Below are 17,906 nucleotides of genomic sequence, written 5' to 3' on the forward strand. Positions count from 1 at the left end.
TCATGAGCAAGAAAGTACGCCTTGGCATCATCGGCCTGGGCCAGCAGGGCGGCACGTACGCCAAGTTCATCACCGACGGAATGGTCCCGAACATGGTGATCGGCGCTATCTGCGACACCGATCCCGCAAAGAAGGAATTGGCAGGCTCCCGGTACCCCGATGCGCCTTTCTATGACGACTACATCGCCATGCTTGAAAGCGGCGACGTCGATGCGATCGTCACGTGCGTGCCGCATTACCTGCACCCGGAAATGGGCATCGAATCGCTCAAGCGCAACGTTCACGCCCTCGTGGAGAAGCCTGCAGGTGTCTACACCAAGCAGGTCAAGGAGCTCAATGAGTTCGCGGCCTCCAAACCCGAGCTTTCCTTCGGGATCATGTTCAACCAGCGCAACAACCCGCTCCACAAGAAGCTCAAGGAGATCGTCGACAACGGCGAGATCGGTGCCATCCGACGCACCAACTGGATCATCACAAACTGGTGGCGTCCGCAGGGCTACTACAATTCCAGCGAATGGCGCGCCACGTGGGGCGGCGAAGGCGGCGGCGTCCTGGTCAACCAGGCACCCCACCAGCTCGACCTGTGGCAGTGGATCTGCGGCGTGCCGAAGTCCGTCTACTCCAAGGTGGCGTACGGATTCCGCCGGGACATCGCCGTTGAAGACGAGGTCACCGCCGTGGTGGACTACGGCAACGGCGCCACCGGCGTTTTCGTGACGGCCACGCATGACCTCGTGGGCACGGACCGCTTCGAGATCCTGGGCGACCAGGGCAAGATCGTGGTGGAAAACAGCAAGACCGCCACGGTCACCCGCCTGGTCAAGCCCGAGCGCGAACTGAGCGACGGCATGGACATGGACGATGTCCGCAAGCTCTTCATGGGCGAGTTGAAGGCCGAAGACTACTACACCACCGAGGTCATCGAGTTCGAGTCTGCATGGGGCGGACAGCACGCGGGCGTCCTGGAGAACTTCGCGGCCAACATCCTGGACGGCACTCCTTTGTTGGCGCCCGGCTCGGACGGCATCAAGGGCGTCCGCCTGGCCAACGCCATCCACCTGTCGAGTTGGACCGGCAGGGAAGTCCCCCTGGACTTCGATGAGGACGAGTACATGCGCGAGCTCAACAAGCGCATCAGCGAAGAAGGCAAGTTCGCCGAGCGGTCCTAGATACAGGGCATTTATGCATGGCATTTAAGCAGGGCGGTCGCCGGCCGAATGGTTTTGGCAACCGTCCTGCTTTTGTTGCCAAGCCAGATTACGATGGAGCCGTGACTGAAGCGACGAATTCCGGAGCAGCAACTTTCCCCGCCAAGCGTGGCCGCGGGGAGAAATCCTCGCCCACCATCTACGACATCGCGAGGCTCGCGGGAGTCAACCCTTCCACGGTTTCGCGCGCGTTGAGCAAACCGGGCAGGGTCAGTGCCAAGACCCAGAAGATCATCGAGGATGCCGCCGAGCAGCTGAACTACCAGGTGAACCCTTTCGCCCGGGCACTTCCCACCGGCCGTACCCAGACGATCGGACTGATCGTCGCGGATATCACCAACCCGACGTTCTTCGACATTATCCGCGGTGCGGAAACCACGGGGTCCGCCCGGGACTACACCCTGGTGCTGGCCGAGTCTGCAGAGTCGCCTGAAACCGAACTCATTGCGGCCCGCAGGATGTTGAGCACGGTGGACGGCCTCATTTTGGCGAGTCCGCGCATGGACGACGAAAAGATCCGTGCCCTGGCCGCGGACAAACCGGTGGTAGTGATCAACCGTGAAATAGAGGGAGTGCCATGCGTGGTCCCGGACGTCAACAAGGGGATTAGCCAGGCCGTGCGGAGCCTCGCCGCCAACGGCCACCAGCAGCTCGCTTATGTTGCGGGGCCGCCGCAGTCCTGGATGTCGCGCCGCCGCTGGGAAGGCGTCCAAGCTGCCTGCGATTGGTACAAATTGGGGGCGGTCCGCTTGGAATCGTCCAAGCCAACCGTCGACGGCGGCCGCCAAGTAGCGCGTGACGTCCTGGCGAGTGGCGCGACGGCGGTGATCACCTACAACGATCTCCTCGCCATAGGCCTCATGCAGGAGCTTCAGGCCGCCGGCATACACGTCCCGGATCAGATCAGCATTGTGGGTTTCGACGACATCTTCGGGGCAGACTTCACGACGCCGGCGCTCACCACCGTGAGGTCGCCGTTGGGGGAGTGCGGTTCCCGCGCTGCCGCCCTCCTGCTGGACATGTTGCTCGGCCAAGATGGGCCCGCGGGAGCAGTTCGCGTGGACACGGAGCTGGTGGTGCGCGGCTCCAGCGGACGGCTCATCGCGTAGCTTCAAGCGATCCCCGGGAGTAGTTGCAACGACATGGCAATAGTTGGCAACCGGTTGACAGATTGATTCTTCCGACTGAAAATTGACCTATGTCACAGTCGATCGCAGCCAATCCTGACCGGCTCCTGCCCGCGGATCCAGGGACGCGCAGCATTGCGCGCTCCCTTCTGGAGCGCGTCCAGGACCTGCCCATCATCTCTCCGCACGGCCACGTTGACGCCGCCGTCATCGAGCACAACACGCCGTTCCCTGATCCGGCCGCGCTCCTGGTCAGCCCGGACCACTACGTCACCAGGCTGATCCACGCCAGCGGAGTCCCCCTGGGTAAGCTGCTCTCGGGAGGCGCCAACCCCTCCGAATCGCGGGAGATCTGGCGGACTTTCGTCCAGGCCTGGCCCCTCTTCGAAGGCACTGCCTCCGGGTACTGGCTGCGTACGCAGTTCGACAGCGTGTTCAAGCTCGGCGCGGACCTTGGCGAGATGACTGCCGACGCCAGCTACGACGCCATTGCCGCCAAGCTCGTCGAGCCTGATTTCCGTCCCCGCCAGCTCTTCAAGGACTTCAACATCGAAGTCCTCGCCACTACAGACGATCCCCTGGACAGCCTGGCCAGCCACAAAGCCATCGCCGAGGACCCCTCCTTCAACGGCCGCGTGCTGCCGACCTTCCGTCCTGATGCCTACCTGAACATCGCCCACCCGGCGTGGAGCGCCAACGTTGAGCGGCTTGTCGATTCCGCCGGCGACGGCGCAACCGGTTATACCGGCTACCTCAATGCCCTGGAAAACCGCCGTCGTTATTTCGTGGACCATGGCGCGGTCTCCGCGGACCACGGCGTCCTCACCCCGGCGACGCTCAAGCTGGACCGGAGCGACGCCGAGCGGATCTTCGAGCTTGCGCGCGCCGGCAAGGCCACGGCCGAGGACCGCAACACCTTCGAAGCCCACATGATGTACCAGATGGCCAGGATGTCCGTCGAAGACGGCCTGGTCATGACGATCCACCCGGGTTCCTTCCGCAACCACCACCAGCCCACCTTCGAAGCCTACGGTGCGGACACCGGCCACGACATCCCGTTTGCCACCAACTACACCGATGCCATCCGGCCACTGCTCCAAGACTTCGGGACGGCCAAGGATTTCCACCTGGTGCTGTTCACCCTGGACGAGACGGTGTTCTCCCGCGAACTGGCGCCGCTGGCTGGGTTCTACCCCTCCGTGTACCTCGGCGCTCCGTGGTGGTTCCTCGATGCACCGGATGCCATGCTCCGCTTCCGCTCCGCCGTTACCGAGACAACCGGCTTCTCCCGGTCCTCGGGCTTCATCGACGACACCCGCGCGTTTTGCTCCATCCCGGCCCGGCACGACGCCTCCCGCCGGATCGAAGCGTCCTTCCTCGCCCGCCTCGTGGCCGAGCACCGTGTCAGCGAAGACCGGGCCCATGAAATCATCGTCGACGTCGTCGACTCCTCGCCCCGAAGGGTCTTCAAGCTGTGAGCAACGAACCCGAGCAAACTGCGGATCTTCCCCGCTTGAGCCGTGCCATCAAGCCAATCGGCAAAGCCCCGGTGCGCATTGTGCACATGGGACTAGGCGCCTTTCACCGATCACACCAGGCCTGGTACACCCAGCATGCAGGCGACGCGGCTGAGTGGGGCATCGCCTCTTTCACCGGCCGGCGCCCGGATGCGGCAGAGGTCCTGGCCGCGCAGGATGGCCTGTACACCGTGGTGGAGCGATCCGACGCCGGTGATTCATTCGAAGTCATCGGCAGCATTGTCGAGGCCGTCGACGGCGCCGACGTCGAGCGTTTTGTCGCACTTGTCGCCGCGCCGCTGACTTCGCTCATCACGCTCACCATTACCGAGGCCGCCTACCGGCTTGGTGCCGACGGCAAGTTGGACAACCAGGCGCCCGACGTCGTCGCGGACCTCGCCGTACTCTCTGGCGGCTCTGCTTCCGGCAAGCCGACGACGCCGCTCGGCCGCTTGGTGCTCGGTCTCTCCGCGCGCCGCGACGCAGACGCCGGTCCACTCGCCGTCGTCTGCTGCGACAACCTCTCCAACAACGGGACCGTTGCCAGAAGCGCGGTGATGGGGATGGCCAAGGCGTTCGACGCCGGACTCGCCGCCTGGATCGACGCCAACGTCAGTTTCGTCAGCACTTCCGTTGACCGGATCACGCCGCGTACGACGGACGCCGATATCGACGCTGTCGCTGCAGCCTGCGGATACCGCGACGAATCGCCCGTGGTCGCCGAGCCCTTCAGTAACTGGGTCCTCAGCGGGGACTTCCCAGCGGGACGCCCGCACTGGGAAGACGCGGGCGCCGTTTTCGTGGACGAGATCGAGCCGTACGAGAACCGCAAGCTGTGGCTCCTCAACGGCGCACACTCCCTCCTCGCTTATGCCGGCCAACTGCGCGGACACAAGACCGTGGCCGAAGCCCTCGCCGACGATACCTGCCGACGAATGGTGGAAGACTTCTGGGACGAGGCCGCCTCCAGCCTGCATGGCGAGGATTTGCGCATCCCCGAATACCGGGCTGCCCTCCTGGAACGCTTCGGGAATTCCCGAATCGCACACCATCTGGCCCAGATAGCGATGGATGGCAGTGCCAAGCTGCGCGTGCGGGCGCTGCCGGTGCTCCGCGCCGAGCGCGCCGCGGGCCGCAGTGGCCGAGCGGCCGCTCGGATGATCGCGGCCTGGACTGCCTACACCGCCACGGCAACGGGTCTCCAGGACCCGCAGGCGGCAGGGATCGCCGCCGCGAACCTCGGCCCGGCCCGTCCCCGGCTCGAAGCTCTGCTAGGGCTCGTGGATCCGGACCTGGTTGCCGACGCGGCGATCGTGGACCTCGTTGAGGGTTTGGCCGAGACCTTCGCGGTCGCTGGAAACCTCAGCTAATCCGACAGGCACTTTCGACGGCGCCCGTTGCCTTTCTTGTGAAGGGGCAACGGGCGCCGTCGTTTTGCCGGACACCCGCCATAGGTGAGCGGGCGTTTGCCGGAAACCCGCCATAGGTGAGCGGGCGTTAGGCAGGACCGACGCTCGCTCATATATGGTGCCTTTTCCCCCGACGCTCGCTCACTTCTTCTGAGCGGGCATTGAGACTGCACTGACGTTGAAAGTTTCTATGGAAACACTTGGCAACCGCTTGCCGAATGGTTGCCAGGGTGATTAGGATTACATCAAGCTTCAACAATTTCAGGCCTGGTTCGGCCGAAGCTTTTCCATCATCGCAAGCCGGAACATGGGGTACCGGCAAGGGTAAAGGAGCCCGCAATGAACAAGCTCAGCAAACTCAGCATCCTCGGCTATGGGGCTGGCGACGCCGCCAACAACCTTGCCTTCACTACTGCCACCATGTTCCTCCTGGTCTACTACACCGACGTCGCGGGCATATCCGCGGCGGCCGCCGGCACCCTGTTGCTTACCGTGAGGATCTTCGACGCTTTCGCCGATGTCTTCGCCGGACGACTGGTTGACCGCGCCTACAGTAAGCGTTTCGGAAAATTCCGCCCGTTCATCATGTTCGGCTCGATCCCATTGCTGCTTCTGAGCGTCGCGGCCTTCTCCATTCCGCAAGTCGGCGAAACAGGGATGTTGCTCTACGCCTACGTGACATACGCGGCCCTGGGCCTGGCTTACTCGCTGGTGAACATCCCTTACGGTTCGCTGGCCGGCGCGATGACACAAGAACCGGGGGAGCGGGCCAAGCTGGGCTCAGCCCGAATGGTCGGCGCTCTTTTGGTCAGTTCTGCGTTGGGCATCTTCGTTGCTCCGCTCATCAAGCCCGGCGCAAACCTGCAGTCCACGTTCACCATCATCACTCTGGTCTTCGTCGTGATCGGCGCAGCGCTGTACTTCTTCACGTTCCTGACCGCCAAGGAGCGCGTCCACCGTGCGGTGCCCAAGGTTTCCTTCCAGCAAAGCATGGCGACACTCAAGACAAACCGTCCCCTGCTCATGCTTTGCCTGAGCTCCTTCCTCTTCCTGACCGGCTACATGGCACTGTCTTCGGTGCAGCTGTATTACTTGCGCGACGTCCTCGGGCGGCTGGATCTCTACGCTGTCCTCTCCATCGTCCAGCTTGTTGTGACCTTTGCCCTCGCTCCGCTCATGCCGAGGCTGGTCCGAAACTTCGGCAAGAAGACCATCTACGTAGCTGCCGGTTTCCTCGCCATCATCGGTGGCGCAATCGTCTTCTTTGCTCCGGCCCCCATGGTCGGGGTTGGATTCTCCGGTCTGCTCTTGAGCATGCTTGGCGTCATGGCCGTCAACATCGTGGTGTGGGCCCTGGAGGCAGATACCGTGGAATACGGCGAATGGAAGACCGGTGTCCGGACTGAGGGCATCACCTACGCGCTGTTCTCCTTCACCCGCAAGACCGGCCAAGCCGTCGGCGGCGCCCTTGCCGCATACGCACTCGCGGCCGGCGGCTACAAGTCCGGCACTACGCACAGCGCCGAATCCCTGCAGGCCATCCAGTTTGCCGCAGGCGCGCTGCCTGCCATCATGACCATCCTCGCGATTGTCGTCATGGCCAAGTACAAGTTGACCGACGCGTTCCACGCCCAGATCCTGGGCGAGATCAAGGCGCGCCGCTCCCTGGAAGCGTCCGGCGAGGAGCCGTTTAGCGCGGAGGGCGCAGCCGCAACCCGGGTCGGGCGGGCCGCCGCGGAAGCCGCCGGGCCAGAAAAAATCTCGACGAAATAATACTGCAACCGGTTGCCAATAATTGTCATCCATCCTAAGATCGTCTTTACCCGCCCTGTGGTGCACGTCGCATCCGCGCCAGGCCAGCCCTCGATCAGCAACCCTGAAAGGACCAGCTGTGAAAATCATTGCTGCTGAAGTCTTCGTGACCAGCCCTACCCGGAACTTCGTGACCTTGCGGATCACCACCGAGGACGGCGTGACCGGCATCGGCGACGCGACCCTGAACGGCCGTGAACTCGCGGTGGCCGCGTACTTGAAGGAACACGTTGCGCAGCTGCTGATCGGCAAGGACCCGCACCGCATCGAGGACACCTGGCAGTTCCTGTACCGCAGCTCGTACTGGCGCCGCGGCCCGGTCACCATGGCCGCCATCGCCGCCGTCGACATGGCCCTGTGGGACATCAAGGGCAAGGTCGCCGGACTGCCGGTTTACCAGCTCCTGGGCGGCGCCTCCCGTAACGGGCTCCGCGCGTACGGCCACGCCTCGGGCGCGGACATCCCGTCCTTGTTCGACTCGGTCCGGGAGCACCTGGAGCTCGGTTACAAGTCGATCCGCATCCAGACCGCCATCCCGGGCATCAAGGCCGTCTATGGCGTGGCCGCCCAGGCGCAGGCCTCGGGTGAGCGCTACGACTACGAGCCAGCCGGCCGCGGTGCGTTCCCGCAGGAAGAGGACTGGGACACCCGCGCCTACCTGCGCCACCTGCCCACCGTCTTCGAAGCGGTGCGCAACGAATTCGGCCCGGAAATCCCGCTGCTGCACGACGGCCACCACCGCATGACCCCAATCCAGGCAGCCAAGCTCGGCAAAGCGCTGGAACCGTACGACCTGTTCTGGCTTGAAGACTGCACCCCGGCCGAAAACCAGGAAGGGCTCCGCCTTGTGCGCCAGCACACCACCACACCGCTCGCCATCGGCGAAATCTTCAACACGGTGTATGACTTCCAGACGCTCATCAAGGAACAGCTGATCGACTACGTCCGGGCCGCGTCCACGCACTTCGGCGGGATCTCGCCTCTGAAGAAGGTCATGGACTTCGCCGCCCAGTATCAGATCAAGTCCGGTTTCCACGGCCCGACCGATATTTCCCCTGTCGGTTTCGCCGCGCAGCTGCACGTTGGCCTGGCCATCCACAACTACGGCATCCAGGAGTACATGCAGCACTCGGACAAGACCAACACGGTCTTCGAACAGTCGATGACCTTCACCGACGGCTACCTGCACCCGGGCGACAAGCCGGGCCTCGGCGTCGAATTCAACGAGGAAGCCGCCAACTCCTTCCCGTATCAGCAGGCCTACCTGCCCTACAACCGCCTCGTGGACGGCACCGTCCATGACTGGTAGGAACGTGGGCGTGGCGGGCGAGCCAACCGCCGCCGCGGAAAAGCCGCGGCGCATTGTGGTGATGGGCGTCTCCGGCTGCGGCAAGACAACCATCGGGGATCTCGTGGCCCGGGCGTTGGGGGTTCCGTTCCTCGACGGCGATTCACTCCACCCCGTGGAAAACGTCGCCAAGATGGCCGCCGGAACCCCGCTGACTGACGAAGACCGCTGGCCGTGGCTCGCGACGGTCGGCACCGAACTCGCCAACGCTGGAGACGGCGGGCTGGTTCTCGCATGCTCCGCCCTCCGGCGCAGCTACCGTGACGCCATTCGTGAGAAAGCCCCGGACACCGTCTTCCTGCACCTGCACGGCAGCAAAGAGGTGCTTAGGGAAAGGACAGAAGGGCGTTCCGGCCACTTCATGCCGCCTGCCCTGCTGGATTCGCAGCTCGCCACCTTGGAACCGCTCGACGCCGACGAGGCCGGGTTCGTCGTGGACATCGCTGTCCCGGTCAGCGAGGTGGTCGCCGAAGCGCTGGCCGGAATTGCCGCCGTCGCGGGTTCCAAAGCTCAGGCGGGCATCAGCCCCGCCGGTGCCGCGGGCACGCAGGCGCGGCAGTTCGACGTCGACCTCCAGGCGGCGCCGTTCACTCTCGACGACGACGCCGTTGCGTGGGTGGAGTCCACCATCCTCGGCATGAGCCTGGAGGAAAAAATCGGGCAGCTCTTCATCAATCACAACAACGATTACTCCCCGGAGTACCTCGACGGTGTGCTGGAGAACTATCACGTTGGTGGGATGCGGTACCGGCCGGGCCCGTCTGCCGCTGTCCAGGAACACATCCGCTATGCCCAGTCCAAGACACGCATCCCGCTCCTGGTCGCCTCCAACCCGGAAATGGGAGGAGCCGGAAGCTGCGACGACGGAACCTTCGTGTCGACCCACCTCCAGGCCGGTTCCCATCCGGACAAGTCCATCGCCCGGAAAATGGGCCAGGTGGCCGGTGTGGAAACCGCGGCTTTGGGCTGTAACTGGGCCTTTGCGCCGATCGTGGATATCCACTACAACTGGCGCAACACGGTTATCTCCACCCGGGCGTTCGGCAACACCCCGGAAATTGTGGTGGAGCGAGCCAAGGAGTACTTCGACGGCATCAGCGAATCGCCCACTGTCTGCGCCATCAAGCATTTCCCGGGCGACGGCGTGGACGAACGCGACCAGCACGTCGTCACTTCGTACAACACGCTCGGGTACGCGGAATGGAATTCCAGCTACGGGCATGTGTACCGGGAAATGATCGGCCACGGGGTCCAGTCGATTATGGCCGGACACATCGGGGCGCCTGAGCTCACACGGCATTTCCGTCCGGGGACGGAGGACAGGGACATCCTGCCCGCCACCCTCGCTCCGGAGCTTCTCCAGGACCTGCTTCGTGGCGAGCTCGGCTTCAACGGGCTTATTCTCACTGATGCATCCCAAATGGTCGGCCTCACCCAGGCCAAGAAGCGCAAGGACCTCGTGCCGGCCACCATCGCCGCCGGCTGCGATATGTTCCTGTTCTTCCGCAACCCGGCCGAGGACTTCCAGTACATGTTGGACGGCTACAAATCAGGCGTGATCAGCGATCAGCGCCTGCATGACGCGCTGCGCCGGATTCTGGGGCTGAAGGCCAGCCTGGGGCTGCACAAGAAACTGCCGGAAGAATTGACGCCGTCCCCTGAGGCCCTGCGGCTGATCGGCAGCGCGGCCCACCTCGCCGTCGCCGCCGAAATCGCCGACAAGACCGTCGCTCTGATCAAGGACACCGCCGGGAACCTGCCCATCACGCCGGAAACGCACAAGCGGATTCGCCTGTACGGCATCTCCGGTGGTTCCGATTTCACCCGGGCGGACCCGCTGGCCTACTTGGATACCGTCAAGGAGGAACTCGAAACCGCCGGTTTCGAGGTCTACCTCTTCAAGACGGCGGAGCAACGTGAGGCTGCGGGGGAGCCGGGCGTGAACTTCATGAGCGTCATCTCGGACGAAGCCACCGGCGATTATGCGGAAAAGTACGATGCCGCGTTCGTCTTCGCTTGCGTGTTGGGCTTTGCCCAAGAGGCGGCCATCCGGATCAAGTGGTCCAGCCCGATGGCGGCGGAAATCCCGTGGTACGTCACGGAAGTCCCCACGGTGTTCGTCTCGCTGAACCAGCCGAACCACTTGATCGATGTACCGATGGTCAAGACGGCCATCAATGCCCACGCTGGGACCCGCGAGGCCATTCGGGCTACCATCCAGAAAATCCAGGGCAAGTCCGAGTTCCAAGGAACGTTCAACGAGAACGTGTTCTGCGACTCCTTCGACACCCGGCTTTAGCGCGGCTTTAGCCAGCGGCGGCCATTTCCCAGCTGCATGGGGGAATGGCCGTCGCATGCCCGGTGGCCGGAATGATGGAGCTATGGAGTTCGAATCTCCTGACCTCCATATTGTCGATGCCTCGCAGTAGTATTCGGGCATGCCTGACCAGCCCGAATACCCCGCGCCGTTGAATTCAGTCGGCGCCCCGCCTCCGCGGCAAACAGAACCTTTATCGACCGTTTCAAGGGTGCCTGTAATCGCCAAGCTCGTTTGGCCGAAATACCTTCAATATGTTCCGGCCATGGTCACCCGGACGTCGGAGGGCAAGGTCCTGGTCCAGTGGTGGCCGAATCCCTTCGGATCGGCCACGAGAATGACGTGGCTAAAGGATACGGACGTGAGGGCCGAGCTGCGCTACGAGCGTTGAGTCAGGCAGCCGGGTTCGCGACGTCCACCAACCTGGTGTTGTCTTCGACGAGTTCCACGGGCCTCATTGTCCACGCCGACGACAAGCCGTACGCCTCGCCCAGCACGGCGTCCAACAAGGCCTGGCCCCTGGTTTCCTTGGGGTCGATCCAATCGTCGATCATGTCCGCAGAGATCGGAACCGGAATCCGGTCATGCAAATTGTGGAGCCGCTCGTGAACGCCCTCAGGAGGGGAATCCATGGTCAGGATCGAGCAGGACAAACGCCATGCGCCGGGCGCGGACTTGTCCTCGATGCTCTCGTCTCGCCATGGTGCAAACAATCCCGCGAAGGTAATCAGCTCATCCTTCGGTTCGACGATGTAGCGCTGCTTGGGATCCTTGCGGCCGGGACCCGATTTCTTCCACTCATAGTAGGCAGAGGCCGGAACGACCGCCCGCCACTTGGGCAGGGACGCCCTGAACACGGGGATTGACCCGGCGGTTTCCGAGCGCGCATTCCAGGTGGGTACCTTCGAATCGAAGGACTTGGAGAATGTCGGAACCAATCCCCACCGGCCGGCGGCGAGCTCGCGGCCGACCGAACCGTCCCCCGCCCGTCCCCGCAGAAAGACCACGGGGTCAGTCGGGTTGATCTGGAGCGTTGGGGAGGGGTAGTCGGTATCACCGCGCAGCACTGCACCGAGCTTCCTCGAGAGATAGTCTGCTTCGAAACCGACGCTGAACCGACCGCACATATCGACATTCTCGCTTAGCGCTTGGGACAATGCCAGTCGTCGAAGCCCATACTGGAGCAAGACGGAAGAACCTGCATCCTGACAACCCGGACATTTGGAGGGCCCCATGAGCAACCCTCGCAGCGAGGACCCGCGGCCGCCCGAGGGCAGCCCGGCCCGCATGACCGGTCCCGTGCTGGCAGGGGTGCTTCCGCACCAGCCCGTCGCGGTGATCGAGAAAGCCGCGGAAGTAGCGCTCAGCGCCGGGTTGGAACTGGTCCTGGCCTTCGCTGATGTCACGAGTTTCCCGGCGGCAGGGGACCGGGACGGGCATCTGGCGGCCCAGCCCATCGATCCCGACGGAATCGACGACGACGCCGCGGCCATCTCGGAGGCGCTCCGATCCCGGATCGCGGATCAACTCGACGGAGCGGGTTTGCCGTGGACTTTCGTGACCCTCGCCGGCGAACCTGCCCGGTCTCTAGGCCGATATGCGGCGAGCATCAACGCTTCCATGATCGTCGTGGGGACCAAGGAACACGGCCTCGGCCCGAAGTTTGAAGGACTGGTCACTGGATCGGTAGCCTTGCATTTGGCACATCGCCAAAACTGCCCCGTGCTCATGGTTCCCTTGGGCCGTCACGACCCAAGCAGGGATCAATGAAGGAAAGCAGCACCGCACCGCCGGGAGCCAAAGCCGAGACGGCACCACCGGACCGGAACCCGCACCGCCCGCTCCACTTGCACGGGCGGTTCGTTCTGCTCGTCGCCGCCGGCGGAATCCTGGGCGCTTTGAGCCGCTACGGGTTCGGCATGGCTCTTCCTGCGCCAAACGCGTGGCCGCTGCCCACCCTGCTTATCAATCTATCCGGCGCGCTGGCGCTTGGCTGGCTCCTCGAGTCGCTCGCACGGAGCGGGCCCGACGCCGGTCTCCGCCGGATTGCCCGCTTGGGCATCGGAAGTGGTTTCCTTGGGGCCTACACCACCTACAGCACCCTGGCGCTGGACTCGGTGCACCTCTTCGGAGCAGGACGCGGGGTGGACGCCATGTGGTACCTGGTGGCCAGCCTGTTAGGCGGTGTCGCGGCCACAACCCTGGGTATCTGGCTTGGGGCGCTCCGGCACAAGTCTGCCCAACGGACGCCAAAGGCCCGGACATGACCTTCCTTCTCATAGCGCTCGCGGGCGGCGCAGGTGCGGCCGCCCGTTTCGTGGTGGATGGGGTGGTCCGTTCCTGGGCCCGGACTGCGTTGCCGCTGGGCACGATCTTCATCAACCTCTCCGGTTCGCTGCTCATGGGGATCCTGGCAGGGCTGGTCATGGCACATCAGGCTCCAGAATCTCTCCAGTTGATTCTCGGCACAGGGTTCCTTGGCGGATACACGACGTTCAGTACGGCAAGCTTGGAGACCGTCCGGCTTGTCCAGGCCGGCCGGACCGGTCTGGCCGTTCTCAACGGAGTGGGCACTATGGCGGCATGCGTCGGAGCCGCGGCAGCCGGCGTCGGGCTGGTCTTGTTGTTCTGAGCCGTACACGTCCGAGAAACCACCAACACCCAGTGGCAACCAAACACTGGAAAAACCTTTGGAGAGACTATGTTTGAAACGGTCGTGCGAGACGGAGTCGTCTTGAAGCCTCTCGAGACATGGCATGCCGGCGAGTTCGCCGAGCACATGAGCAGGGCACGAGACCACATCCGGCCGTGGGTCGGACCGACCTTTGTCACCGACACCGTCGAGGGTGCCCGCGCTACCCTTCAGCGTTACGCCACGGCCACCGCGAATGATGGAGCGCGTATCTACGGCCTCTGGGACCACGGCAAGATCGTTGGAGGCGTGATGTTTGTCACGTTTGACCCCGTCTGGGGCATTTGCGAGATTGGCTGCTGGCTCGAACCCGATGCTGTCGGAGGCGGCCTCATCACCCGGTCAGTTGAACTGCTCATGGAGTGGGCGTTCGTAGAGCGGGGAATGTCCCGAGTTGAATGGCGGTGCCGCACCGACAACGACCGCAGCGTTGCTGTCGCGCAGCGGCTGCGCATGCGTTCGGACGGTGTTCTTCGCAGTAGCTGGGTCTACGACGACAGGCGTTACGACAAGGAGGTATTTTCAATACTTCGGGCCGAATGGATGGACACGCGACCTGGTGTCGCGCAATGACAGACGCGGTCCAGACGCCATAGCGCTCTTCAGAACGCTCACTCTGCACGTACAACTCATGCCGGCCACGGGAGCGCCGTCAGCGTGTGCCATTCCGTCCTCCGGCGTCTGGTCTTGTCCTGGTCACTGCTTTGGGATGGTCTTCTCGCGGATGAGGGGTGCCGCGAGTCCGGCGAGGAGGATGCTGATGCCCTGGTCCAGTTCGGCCGCGCCGTCATAGTCCGCAAGAACCGGGCCAAGCGCGCGAAGGCGGGGAAATTCTTTCGCCGGCAGGCGGTGGAGACCAAGGCGGAGTAGTGCTTCGTTTTCGTCCGGATCCACGATGAATTCCTGCAGCTCATTGAGGATGTGGCCGTAGAGGAACCCATAGTAAGCCCGGTAGACGTGCAGCGCGTCCGCCGGGGCGAACCCTGCGTCGATCAGCAACGAGAGGATCTGCTCAAGCGGGCGCAGCGTTCCCAGGGGGCGCAGGCCCAAAGGCGTCGACAGCGGGCGGGTCACGAGCAATGGCACGACGTTCGGGTGCCGCAGCGCCAACAGGCGCAGGTCATGGGCAATCTGCCGGAGCTGTGCCTGCCAATCCGGGCGGTCCGGGAAGATGGAAAGCTCCTTCAGGACCAACTCGGTCACTCCGTCCAGGAGCGCAGCACGATTGGCGGCGTACCGGTAGAGGCTCATCGGATCCCGGCCCAGTTCCTGCCCGAGACGGCGCATGGTGAGCGCGTCGAGTCCTTCCGCGTCCACGAGTGCGAGCGCAGTGGACAGTACGAGGTCGCGGCTCAGCTTGGGTTTCTCCCCGGTGGCCTTCTCGCCGGCAGTTGAAGAATTGATCGGACTCTTTGGGGGCGGCACGGGTTTCCATCCTGATCTGATCGCGTCCTCGCTGGTTCCTGCGGAAAAAGCTTGCTTACTTTGTAGTCTACGCGTAAAGTCTACATCGTAGACAAGTTCCTACACAGGTTTCCCGAAACGGATTTCAGCGCACGGCCACGGCCCTGCGTACTGCTTCAGAAGCCCGTGACTGCGCACAACGCACAGACCGCCCGAGCCGCAGAGTTCCACAGAACCGGGTGACCGCTCCAGTGCCATGTGCACGCATTGGGGCTCCGCTGCTATAGCCACTTGGCAGCACACAACGCACCTGCAAAAAGGGCCCCATGGCTAATACGGCTAGTATCCAGTTCGACCAATTCCTTGAAGAAGCCACCATCATCACCAACGACCGGTCCGATTCTCCTCTCGGGCGGGATCGCTTTTACGGCCTGTATACGAGCTGGTGTTTGCTCCAACAGTCCGTGCCGCAGCCCGAGAGCGCTTTTTTGGCGGCGATGAGGACCAAGGGCATCCATCCTGCCGGCAATGGGCTCCGAATGACGGGCCCGGCCGCTGCCGACTACATTCTGGCAAGCTGCCCGGCCCTGGCCTGATCCGATGAGCGCCATCTCGAGCACCTACCTCCCGTTGGACGCCCACCAGCCCCGGGGCAAGCAGCCCTGGTGCGCGACCTGCGACACCGATCTGCACCTCGTCGTGGACTCCAGCACCATCATGGACCGCCGACGCGAAACCCTCGCCGTTGCCTTCAACTGTGCTAAATGCGGCGGGGCCCGCGTCCTGTCCACAACAGCGGGTTTCGTCGCCGCAGTCCTGGCCAGGTGCGGCTTCCAAATGGAAAAACCGCACTGATCCACGCACTTACCCTCATTGGTAAGTATACTTAGTAACGAATGCCCTAGGCCGCCGGCCTGGGTACGCGAACAAACGAAGGAGACACACTTGTTGCTTTGGATAGCCATCATTATCGCCGTTCTCTGGCTTCTCGGCTTTATCGGCGGCATCGGCGGCGGGCTCATTCACCTGCTTTTGGTTGTTGCCGTCGTCGTTCTGATTTTCCACTTCATCCGCGGCAGGTCACGCGTATAACAATGAACTTTTGCTCCGACGCCGGGACTCCTTATGTGATAAGGGGTCCCGGCGTTGTCGTTCGGCGTCATCACAGCCCTGGTTGGCCAGCCCGGCTCTCGCCGTAGGTCGTACGTGAGGCAAAGTGCCTGGAGGCTGGGAGTCTCTCAGCGTGCGGCAGGGCTTGAGTCCAGGAGCAGAGCCGGGCCGCCCATGATGCCGCACGAATAAGTCGTGGTATCCGTCTTGACCAGGATCGAAGCACCATTGCCCGAAGAGCAGGGCGGCGCTCAATGCCCAGATTGCAATTCGTTTCCCCACGTCATGTCGAAATCACTCGTCGGCTCCGGTGGGAAGTCACGGCCACCGTCTGGGCGAAGGTCATTTCGCAATCTTACGGCCGGGCGCCTAGAGAGAAGTCCGGAACCGAGGCGACGATTGGCCTCGCCCAGTGTCGGCGGGGAAGACATGCTTAGCTGCCCCCGGCCTCGACTTCTTCAAAAGGCGTCGAGTCTTCCACCCGGCCCAGGAGGGACAGGCGGCTCGCAATTCTGGCCAGATCAACGGGCTGGGTGCTGGTCCGGTGGGCGGGATCCTGGGCCAGGTCCCAGTCCAAGGGGCCGTGGCCCACCAGGAAGAGCGTGATGTCCTGGTCGTGCAGGACATCGACGACATTGCTGAACCGTTGCCAGGCCGGTGCGGACCCGGCAGTCGACTCAAGCGTTGGCGAGGGTACTCCGTCGATCACCCACGTTCCGTAGTCCTCCGCCAACGCCAGGTAGTCCGCCGTCGACATGAGGCCGCCGCACAATTCCGTGAAACTGACCCAGAGAACATCGTCAGCAGCTTTGACGGCGAGCCGTTCCGTCGTGGGGGTGAGGATCCGCTCTTGTGACTTCGCCGGCGCGAACAAACCAAAGACCCCCAGTTGCGCCGGCGTTCCGGGAGTAATGATCTTGCCCCTGCTGAAGCCCTCCTGTCCACGAGCCACTAGAGCCAGTTCTTCCGCTTGAAGATCACATACATGACAAAGCCCGCGGCAACCATCATGCCGAGCGCCATCGGATAGCCGAACGGCCAATGGAGTTCAGGCATGATGTCGAAATTCATGCCGTAGAGCCCGGTGACGAATGCCGGTGCGAAGAAGATCGCCGCCCACGAGGAGATCTTCTTGGTTTGTTCGTTTTGTGCCGCACTCGCCTCGTTTTGCCGGTTCGCAGTCAAGGTCCCGTCGAGGGTCAGGGCATTTTGAAGCAGGTCCCGGAAGCCATTGGCGCGGGATATGACTTGTTCGACGTGGTCCTCCACATCGCGGAGTTTGCGCTGCAGTTCGATGTCGACTCCGTATTTCTCGAACCCCCGCTTCAGGGAGGCCATCATTTCCGGCAGCGGATTGATTGCGCGCTGGAACTGGATGACCTCGCGGGCGAGTTCATAAATGCGCCGCGAAACCAGGGGATCGCCGCCGAAGAGCTGGTCCTCGATCTCGTCGATGTCGTTTTCCAGACCCGAGATCACGGGGCCATAGTCGTCCACCACTCGGTCCAACAGTGCGTACAGGACGGCTTCGGGACCATGGCGCAGAAGCTCCGGTTGTTGTTCCAGATCGCGACGGACTTTGGCCACTCCAGGCGTTTCCGCGTGCCGGACCGTGACCACGAAGTTCCTCCCCGTGAAGATGTGAAGCTCACCGAACTCCACGGTCTCTGTAGCGTCTACGTACCGCGCAGGCCGGAGGACGGTGAAGAGGTTGTTGTCGTAGCGTTCCAGCTTGGGCCGCTGGTGGGCGTTGACCGCGTCTTCGACGGCGAGCAGGTGGAGGCCGAACTCGGCAGCCACCGCCGCCATTTCCGTCTCGTCCGGCCGGTACAGTCCAATCCACACCATTCCGCCATGGGCGGCGAGTGTTTCGACGCTTTGCTCAAGGCTTTCCGGAGTCGCGGTCCGGATGCCGTTCACATAGACGGCATTGTCAATGATGGTCACGAGGTTATTCTCCTC

At 63.2% G+C, this 17,906-nt stretch carries 19 protein-coding genes; 15 read left to right on the forward strand and 4 right to left on the reverse strand.

Annotated elements, in window-relative coordinates:
• Positions 1–2 precede the first annotated feature (2 nt).
• From ACSVHC_RS16965 to ACSVHC_RS17000, 8 genes are all read left to right on the forward strand, one after another.
• Positions 3–1,169 (forward strand): Gfo/Idh/MocA family protein, encoded by a 1,167-nt coding sequence (locus ACSVHC_RS16965; RefSeq protein WP_439181148.1) that lies wholly within the window; start codon positions 3–5, stop codon positions 1,167–1,169.
• Positions 1,170–1,270: 101 nt separating this feature from the next.
• On the forward strand, positions 1,271–2,317 hold the full coding sequence (locus ACSVHC_RS16970) for a LacI family DNA-binding transcriptional regulator (protein WP_437770975.1): 1,047 nt from the start codon (positions 1,271–1,273) through the stop codon (positions 2,315–2,317).
• A gap of 89 nt (positions 2,318–2,406) precedes the next feature.
• Positions 2,407–3,813: a glucuronate isomerase gene (uxaC, locus tag ACSVHC_RS16975; RefSeq protein ID WP_437770974.1), complete on the forward strand. Its 1,407-nt coding sequence runs from the start codon at positions 2,407–2,409 to the stop codon at positions 3,811–3,813.
• An 86-nt stretch (positions 3,814–3,899) separates the two neighbouring features.
• Positions 3,900–5,222, forward strand: a complete 1,323-nt coding sequence (locus ACSVHC_RS16980; RefSeq protein ID WP_437774077.1) for a mannitol dehydrogenase family protein — start codon at positions 3,900–3,902, stop codon at positions 5,220–5,222.
• Positions 5,223–5,600: 378 nt separating this feature from the next.
• Complete coding sequence (gene uidB, locus ACSVHC_RS16985) at positions 5,601–7,034, forward strand: glucuronide transporter (protein WP_439181149.1); 1,434 nt, start codon at positions 5,601–5,603, stop codon at positions 7,032–7,034.
• A 118-nt stretch (positions 7,035–7,152) separates the two neighbouring features.
• On the forward strand, positions 7,153–8,382 hold the full coding sequence (manD, locus tag ACSVHC_RS16990) for a D-mannonate dehydratase ManD (RefSeq protein ID WP_059387443.1): 1,230 nt from the start codon (positions 7,153–7,155) through the stop codon (positions 8,380–8,382).
• Positions 8,372–10,720, forward strand: coding sequence for a gluconokinase, GntK/IdnK-type (locus ACSVHC_RS16995; RefSeq protein ID WP_437770972.1), 2,349 nt, complete (start codon positions 8,372–8,374; stop codon positions 10,718–10,720). The genes manD and ACSVHC_RS16995 overlap by 11 nt, the downstream gene beginning before the upstream one ends.
• A 283-nt stretch (positions 10,721–11,003) precedes the next feature.
• A complete protein-coding gene (locus ACSVHC_RS17000) occupies positions 11,004–11,129 on the forward strand; it encodes a hypothetical protein (RefSeq protein ID WP_439181150.1) in 126 nt (41 codons plus the stop codon).
• 1 nt (position 11,130) lies between these two features.
• Here ACSVHC_RS17000 and ACSVHC_RS17005 read toward each other — a convergent pair whose 3' ends face one another.
• The gene (locus ACSVHC_RS17005) at positions 11,131–11,865 is read right to left on the reverse strand and encodes an SOS response-associated peptidase (RefSeq protein WP_437770970.1); all 735 of its coding nucleotides are present in this window, start codon (positions 11,863–11,865) and stop codon (positions 11,131–11,133) included.
• 106 nt (positions 11,866–11,971) lie between these two features.
• On the opposite strand from ACSVHC_RS17005, the gene ACSVHC_RS17010 reads away from it, so the two are divergent.
• From ACSVHC_RS17010 to ACSVHC_RS17025, 4 genes are all read left to right on the forward strand, one after another.
• Complete coding sequence (locus ACSVHC_RS17010; RefSeq protein ID WP_437770969.1) at positions 11,972–12,508, forward strand: universal stress protein; 537 nt, start codon at positions 11,972–11,974, stop codon at positions 12,506–12,508.
• Positions 12,505–13,005, forward strand: coding sequence for a fluoride efflux transporter FluC (locus ACSVHC_RS17015; RefSeq protein WP_437770968.1), 501 nt, complete (start codon positions 12,505–12,507; stop codon positions 13,003–13,005). The genes ACSVHC_RS17010 and ACSVHC_RS17015 overlap by 4 nt, the downstream gene beginning before the upstream one ends.
• The gene (gene crcB, locus ACSVHC_RS17020) at positions 13,002–13,370 is read left to right on the forward strand and encodes a fluoride efflux transporter CrcB (protein ID WP_437770967.1); all 369 of its coding nucleotides are present in this window, start codon (positions 13,002–13,004) and stop codon (positions 13,368–13,370) included. The genes ACSVHC_RS17015 and crcB overlap by 4 nt, the downstream gene beginning before the upstream one ends.
• A 69-nt stretch (positions 13,371–13,439) precedes the next feature.
• Entirely contained in the window at positions 13,440–14,003 is a 564-nt protein-coding gene (locus ACSVHC_RS17025) for a GNAT family N-acetyltransferase (RefSeq protein ID WP_437770966.1), read from the forward strand.
• A gap of 123 nt (positions 14,004–14,126) precedes the next feature.
• Here the strand turns inward: ACSVHC_RS17025 and ACSVHC_RS17030 are convergent, their stop codons facing one another.
• On the reverse strand, positions 14,127–14,834 hold the full coding sequence (locus ACSVHC_RS17030) for a TetR/AcrR family transcriptional regulator C-terminal domain-containing protein (RefSeq protein ID WP_437774076.1): 708 nt from the start codon (positions 14,832–14,834) through the stop codon (positions 14,127–14,129).
• 326 nt (positions 14,835–15,160) lie between these two features.
• On the opposite strand from ACSVHC_RS17030, the gene ACSVHC_RS17035 reads away from it, so the two are divergent.
• The 3 genes from ACSVHC_RS17035 (at position 15,161) to ACSVHC_RS17045 (ending at position 15,926) form a co-directional block, all read left to right on the forward strand.
• The gene (locus tag ACSVHC_RS17035) at positions 15,161–15,430 is read left to right on the forward strand and encodes a hypothetical protein (protein ID WP_437770965.1); all 270 of its coding nucleotides are present in this window, start codon (positions 15,161–15,163) and stop codon (positions 15,428–15,430) included.
• A 4-nt stretch (positions 15,431–15,434) separates the two neighbouring features.
• Positions 15,435–15,689, forward strand: coding sequence for a hypothetical protein (locus ACSVHC_RS17040; protein ID WP_437770964.1), 255 nt, complete (start codon positions 15,435–15,437; stop codon positions 15,687–15,689).
• 90 nt (positions 15,690–15,779) lie between these two features.
• A complete protein-coding gene (locus ACSVHC_RS17045) occupies positions 15,780–15,926 on the forward strand; it encodes a lmo0937 family membrane protein (RefSeq protein ID WP_345449193.1) in 147 nt (48 codons plus the stop codon).
• A gap of 451 nt (positions 15,927–16,377) precedes the next feature.
• Here the strand turns inward: ACSVHC_RS17045 and zapE are convergent, their stop codons facing one another.
• Together zapE and corA are read right to left on the reverse strand one after the other, a co-directional pair.
• A complete protein-coding gene (zapE, locus tag ACSVHC_RS17050; RefSeq protein WP_437770963.1) occupies positions 16,378–16,896 on the reverse strand; it encodes an AFG1/ZapE family ATPase in 519 nt (172 codons plus the stop codon).
• Entirely contained in the window at positions 16,896–17,891 is a 996-nt protein-coding gene (corA, locus tag ACSVHC_RS17055) for a magnesium/cobalt transporter CorA (RefSeq protein WP_437770962.1), read from the reverse strand. Before corA ends, zapE begins: the two co-directional genes overlap by 1 nt.
• Positions 17,892–17,906 lie beyond the last annotated feature (15 nt).

The organism is Arthrobacter sp. KNU-44 (assembly GCF_051843155.1).
GTDB lineage: Bacteria > Actinomycetota > Actinomycetes > Actinomycetales > Micrococcaceae > Arthrobacter.

Coding starts and splice junctions, on each gene's coding strand:
- ACSVHC_RS16965 (WP_439181148.1), top strand. CDS start 3: ATGAGCAAGAAAGTACGCCTTGGCATCATCGGCCTGGGCCAGCAGGGC.
- uxaC (WP_437770974.1), top strand. CDS start 2,407: ATGTCACAGTCGATCGCAGCCAATCCTGACCGGCTCCTGCCCGCGGAT.
- ACSVHC_RS16980 (WP_437774077.1), top strand. CDS start 3,900: ATGGGACTAGGCGCCTTTCACCGATCACACCAGGCCTGGTACACCCAG.
- uidB (WP_439181149.1), top strand. CDS start 5,601: ATGAACAAGCTCAGCAAACTCAGCATCCTCGGCTATGGGGCTGGCGAC.
- ACSVHC_RS16995 (WP_437770972.1), top strand. CDS start 8,372: ATGACTGGTAGGAACGTGGGCGTGGCGGGCGAGCCAACCGCCGCCGCG.
- ACSVHC_RS17000 (WP_439181150.1), top strand. CDS start 11,004: ATGGTCACCCGGACGTCGGAGGGCAAGGTCCTGGTCCAGTGGTGGCCG.
- ACSVHC_RS17005 (WP_437770970.1), bottom strand. CDS start 11,865: ATGTGCGGTCGGTTCAGCGTCGGTTTCGAAGCAGACTATCTCTCGAGG.
- ACSVHC_RS17010 (WP_437770969.1), top strand. CDS start 11,972: ATGAGCAACCCTCGCAGCGAGGACCCGCGGCCGCCCGAGGGCAGCCCG.
- ACSVHC_RS17015 (WP_437770968.1), top strand. CDS start 12,505: ATGAAGGAAAGCAGCACCGCACCGCCGGGAGCCAAAGCCGAGACGGCA.
- crcB (WP_437770967.1), top strand. CDS start 13,002: ATGACCTTCCTTCTCATAGCGCTCGCGGGCGGCGCAGGTGCGGCCGCC.
- ACSVHC_RS17025 (WP_437770966.1), top strand. CDS start 13,440: ATGTTTGAAACGGTCGTGCGAGACGGAGTCGTCTTGAAGCCTCTCGAG.
- ACSVHC_RS17035 (WP_437770965.1), top strand. CDS start 15,161: ATGGCTAATACGGCTAGTATCCAGTTCGACCAATTCCTTGAAGAAGCC.
- ACSVHC_RS17040 (WP_437770964.1), top strand. CDS start 15,435: ATGAGCGCCATCTCGAGCACCTACCTCCCGTTGGACGCCCACCAGCCC.